Source organism: Actinocorallia lasiicapitis, assembly GCF_054778695.1.
The window spans coordinates 1-5,123 of record NZ_BAAGZI010000400.1 but is presented as its reverse complement, the minus strand read 5'-3'; the positions used below and the strand labels follow the sequence as shown (position 1 = coordinate 5,123).

Genomic DNA, 5,123 nt, shown 5'->3' with positions numbered 1-5,123 from the left:
CGGCGCGAACGCGCATCCGGCCGGGCGGGCCGCCGGGTGGGGCGGACGTCCGGGGAGCGCGGCGAGCGGCTCGTCCACGGGGGAGTCCAGGGTGGGGGTCGCGGCCAGCAGCGCCCGGGTGTAGGGGTGGGAGGCCGTGCGGTCGCGGAGCCGGTCGATCGGCAGTTCCTCGACGATCCGGCCCGCGTACATGACCAGGACCCGGTCGCAGACGGCCGAGATCACCCCGACGTCGTGGGAGATCAGCAGGATCGCGGTGCCGTCCCGCTCGTTGGCCTGGCGGAGCAGCCGCAGGACCTCGGCCTGGACGGTGACGTCCAGCGCGGTCGTCGGCTCGTCCGCGATGATCAGCTTGGGTCCGGTGAGCAGCGCGGAGGCGATCATCGCCCGCTGCCGCATCCCGCCGGACAGCTCGTAGGGGTGCTGCTTGAGCCGCTGCTCGGGCAGGGTGACGTGCGCGGCGGTGAGCTGGGCGACGGCCTGCCGGTCCGCCTCCGCCCGGCTCGCGCCGCCGTGGACGCGGAGCGCTTCGGTGAGCTGCCCGCCGAGCCGCAGCGTCGGGTTGAACGAGGAGGACGGGTCCTGGTAGACGATCCCGATCTCGGTGGCGAGCCGCCCGGCCGGGGGAGTCCCGGTCAGGTCGAGATCGCCGACCGACAGCCGGGCGGCGGCCGGGGTCAGCCCGTCGGGGAGCAGCCGTGCCAGGGCCATCGCGGTGAGGCTCTTGCCGGAGCCCGACTCGCCGACCAGGCCCAGCACCTCGCCCGGCCTGACCTGGAAGGAGATCTCGTCGACCAGCACGGTGCCGTCGGGGAGCAGGACGCTGAGCCGTTCGGCGACGGCGGCCGCCTCGGCTGGGACGGAGGTCGCCGCCAGCACCTTCGCCCGGTGGCCGCGTCCCTTCCGCGGCCGCGACGCGTCGACGGCCGCGGCCAGCTCGTCACAGAAAAGCCCGCCGGAGAGCCCGGCCAGCACGATCACCAGGGCGGGTCCGACGGCGGGCCACGGGTTCACGTAGATGCCTTCGAGCCCCTTGAACAGCAGCGCGCCCCAGTCGTAGTCGGGCGCCTGCACGCCGACCGCGAGGAACGACAGCGCGGAGAGCGCCTTCAGCGAGATCGTGAATGCCACGGACACCAGCACGAGCAGCGGCTCGGCGATGTTCGGCAGGATGTGGCGGCGCAGCAGCCGTCCCGGCGACACCCCGAGCAGCCGCGACGTGGAGACGAAGTCGCGGCCCGCGATGGAGGCGGCGAGGTTGGTGGTGAGCCGCGCGAACGCCGGGCAGGTGGCCAGGCCGATGGCGACGACGGAGGTGGCGACGCCGGGGCCGAGCACCGCCACGACCACCAGCGCGAAGATCACCGAGGGGTAGGAGATCATGATGTCGATGAGCCGCTGGCCGACGGCGCGGACCCGGGGTCCGGCGACCCAGATCGCCGCGCCGAGACCGATCCCGCCGACCGCGGCGATCGCGGTGGTGGCCAGGCACATCAGCAGGGTCAGCCGGGTGGCGACCATGGTCCGGGCGAAGATGTCGCGGCCGAGCGCGTCGGTGCCGAACCAGTGGTCGCCGGAGGCCGGCAGGTGCACCTGGTCGGTGAGCCGGTCGGCCTGGCCGCCCCAGATCAGCGGGGCGACGGCGCCGATGACGGCGAACACGGCCATCCCGAACAGCCCGAGGGCCAGCATGGGGGAGGTGCGCAACCGCTTGATCATGCTTCACCGGTCTTTCCGCGCAGGGTCCTGGGGTCGAGGACGCCGAGGGCGACGTCCACCAGGATGTTCAGCACCGTCGCGAGCAGCCCCAGCACCAGGACCACGCCCTGGATGACGGGGTAGTCCCGTTTGGTGATGGCGTCCAGGACGCCCTGCCCGAGCCCGGGCCAGGCGAAGACGACCTCGATGATGACCGCGCCGCCCAGCAGGCTGGTGAGGATCAGCCCGCCGAGCGTGAGGGTGCTGGTCATCAGATTGGGCAGGGCGTGCCGCGCGTACAGCCGGACCGCGCCGAGGCGGCGGCCCCTGGCCGTGCGCAGGTAGTCCTGCTCCAGGACCGTGGCGGTCTCCCGCCGGACGATCCGGGCCATGGTGCAGATCGGCCCGAGGCTCACCGCGAGGATCGGCATGATCATCGAGCTGAGGGTGGCGGCGCCCGCCGCCGGCAGCAGACCGAACCAGACCACGAAGACCAGGATCATGAAGGTGGCCAGCACGTACTCGGGCACGGCCCCCAGCAGCGCCGTCACCGAGGTGAACGACGTGTCGAGGGCCCTGCGGCGGCCGCCGCGGCACGCGACCGCGACGGCCATCCCGAGCGGGACGCTGACCAGCAGGACGAGCACCATCGCGAGCAGCGCCACCTGGGCGGTGAACGGCAGCCGGTCCGCGATCACCCGCGTGACCGGCTGGCCGCCGGCGAAGGAGGTGCCGAGGTCGCCGTGGAGCAGCCCGCCGACATAGCCGGAGAACTGGGTGAGCAGCGGCCGGTCGAGCCCCTGCCGCACCCGGACGGCCTCGATCTGCTCGGGTGTCGCGTTGGCTCCGGCGATGACCTGGGCGGGGTCGCCCGGGATCAGCTGCACCATCGCGAAGGTCACCACCACGAGGACGGCCAGCACCCCCAGCAGTCCGGCCAGCCGGCCGAGCAGGAACCTCGGCCACGGGGAGGCCGGGCCCGCCTTCACCTTCTTCGGCGTCGCCGCGATGCTCGTCACGAGGGTTCCTTACTTGACGATGCGCAGGGTCGAGGGGTCGAACAGACCGTCAGGCGACAGGGCCTTGACCCGGTTGCTGGTGATGTAGTTGACGTTCACGGCGGCCAGCGGCAGCACGTGGTGGGCCTTGAGGAGCGACTTCTGGGCGTCGGCCCAGGCGGCGCACTTCGCGGTCTCGTCGGAGGTGGCCATGGCCGTGCCGAACGCCTTGGTGAAGGCCGGGTCGTTCACTCCGGGGAAGTTGCGGCCCTTGGCGGCCGGGTCGGGGCCGGTGAGGAAGCTGGCCGGGGTGGTGAGCAGGTTGGTCAGGTTCAGGTTCGGCCAGACCGTGAGGTCCCAGTCGCCCTTGTTGCTGATCACGTCGTTGCCCCAGGTGGCGCTGTCGACGTTGCGGAGCTGGACGTCGGCGCCCGCGGCCTTGAGGGTGGCCTGGACGTACTCGTTGCCCGCGCCCGCCGCGACCGCGTTGGTGCCGACCACCTTGACCTTGACGCCCTTGAGCGCGGCCTTCGCGCCTTCGGCGTCAGGCTGGGTCAGCAGGGAGGCGTCCTTGTTGGCGCAGGGGACGGCGGCGTCGGTGATGGTGAACATCGGGGAGCCGGTGCCGCGGGTGACGGCCTGGTTGAACGCCTTGGCGTCCAGGGCCTTGGCGACGGCCTCCCGGAACGCCGGGTCGGCGCCGGGGTGGCCCTTGCGCTCGTTGAACACGGCCATCATCCGGACGATCGGGGCCGGCTTGATCGTGAACTTGTCCTTCAGCGGAACGAAGCGGGCCGCGTCGGCGCCGGTGATGCCGGAGTAGTCGAGCCCGCCGGAGATCAGCTCGTTGGCCTGGGTGGCCTCGGACTGGCGGACCTTCATCTCGACGACCGCGGGCACGGTGCCCTGCGGCAGGTTCGCGTAGGCGGGGGTGCCGGTGTACCCGTCGACGGCCGCCAGGGTGTACACGTCGCCCGGCTTGCTGGAGGAGACGTAGTAGGGGCCGGTGCCCGCGCCCTTGCCGCCCGTCTTGATCAGGTCGGCGTTGTCGAGGGCGGCCGGGCAGACGATGCCGGCCTGGGGGAGCGCCAGCCCGAACAGCAGGTCCGACCAGGGGGCCGCCAGCTTGATGGTGATCTTGCCGGAGGCGTCGTCGCCGGTGAACGTGGCCTGGGCCGCGGTCGGGCCGAAGACCTGGGCCGCGGTCGGGAGCTGCGCGAAACGGGTCAGCGACTTGGCGACGCCGGACGCGGCGACCTTGGCCCCGTCGGTGCAGGTCACGTCGGAGCGGAGGGTGAACTCCGCGCCCTTGGCATCGGCGTCGGACTTCCACGCGGAGGCGAGACCGCCGATGATCTTGCCGCCTTCGTCGCGGCGGACCAGCGAGCCGTACAGCATCCTGGCCATGACGAAGTCGGCCGCGACGGCCCCCGCGTTGGGGTCGAGGCTGGTGACGTCCGAGGCGATCGCGATCGCCGCCGTCGGCTTGGCGCCGCCGGAATCCTCCTTCGAGGCGGTGGTGCAGCCGGTGAGGGCGAGCCCTGCGGCGAGCGTGGTGACGCCCAGGACAAGGGGGACACGAGCCATGGTTGAGCCTCCTGCTGTGCGCGAATCCGCGCGACCACTGGGATGAGGGGTTGAGTGGAGCCGGGGTTCAGAGCGTCGGACGCCGACCGGCCCAGGGCCTGGCGGCCTCGAGCTGGGCGCAGAGCGACAGGAGCAGGGCGTCCTCGTTGAGGCGCCCGCTCAGCATCACCCCGATCGGCAGTCCGTCCGCCGTCCAGTGCAGCGGCAGCCCCGCGGAGGGCTGGCCGGTCACGTTCTGGACGGCCGGGTAGGGGGCGAACAGGAACTGGCGGTCGAGCTCGAGCAGCTCGTCGCCTTCGGTGAACCAGGACGGCGGCTGCGGCGGCAGCGCCAGGGTCGGGGTGAGGATCGCGTCGTAGGGTTCCGACGCGACGAGTGAGGCGGTGGCTCTGGCCTGGATCTCGCCGACGGCCCGCAGGAACCGCTCGCCGTCGACGCCGCGTCCGCGTTCCCGCCAGAACCGGCTGATCCGGAGCAGGCCGTCGTCGGACGGCAGCGGGACGCGCAGCGACCGCACGCTCCACACGTCCAGGAACTCCGCCTGCATGGCGGCGCCGAACGGCGGTGCGATCTCCTCGACGTCGTGGCCGAGGGAGACCAGCAGCTCGGTGGTCTCCTCGTAGGCCCGCCGCACCTCCGGGTCGATGGCGACGTCGGGGGAGCCGGGGTCGAGGTGGCGGCCGATCCGCAGCCGGCCGGGGTCGCGGCGCGTCCAGCCGAGGAAGCTCTCGCCGTCCGGCAGGGGCGGCGCGATGCTCAGGTCGCCGGGCTGCGGCGCCGCCATGGCGTCGAGCATCGCGGCGGCGTCGTTCAATTGCGCGGCTTCGTCAGGCGTCACCG

Annotated in this window: 4 protein-coding genes; all 4 read right to left on the bottom strand. The window is 72.7% G+C overall.

Annotation, left to right across the window (positions count from 1 at the left end; translation table 11 throughout):
* Positions 1–1,719: dipeptide/oligopeptide/nickel ABC transporter permease/ATP-binding protein (locus ACYVE7_RS28680; RefSeq protein WP_460368954.1), on the bottom strand; the 1,719-nt coding region annotated here is incomplete at its 3' end.
* On the bottom strand, positions 1,716–2,717 hold the full coding sequence (locus ACYVE7_RS28675; RefSeq protein ID WP_460368953.1) for an ABC transporter permease: 1,002 nt from the start codon (positions 2,715–2,717) through the stop codon (positions 1,716–1,718). The genes ACYVE7_RS28675 and ACYVE7_RS28680, both read right to left, overlap by 4 nt.
* A gap of 9 nt (positions 2,718–2,726) precedes the next feature.
* Entirely contained in the window at positions 2,727–4,283 is a 1,557-nt protein-coding gene (locus ACYVE7_RS28670) for an ABC transporter substrate-binding protein (RefSeq protein ID WP_460368951.1), read from the bottom strand.
* A 67-nt stretch (positions 4,284–4,350) separates the two neighbouring features.
* A partial coding sequence (locus tag ACYVE7_RS28665; RefSeq protein WP_460368949.1) for an amidase family protein occupies positions 4,351–5,123 on the bottom strand: 773 nt, incomplete at its 5' end.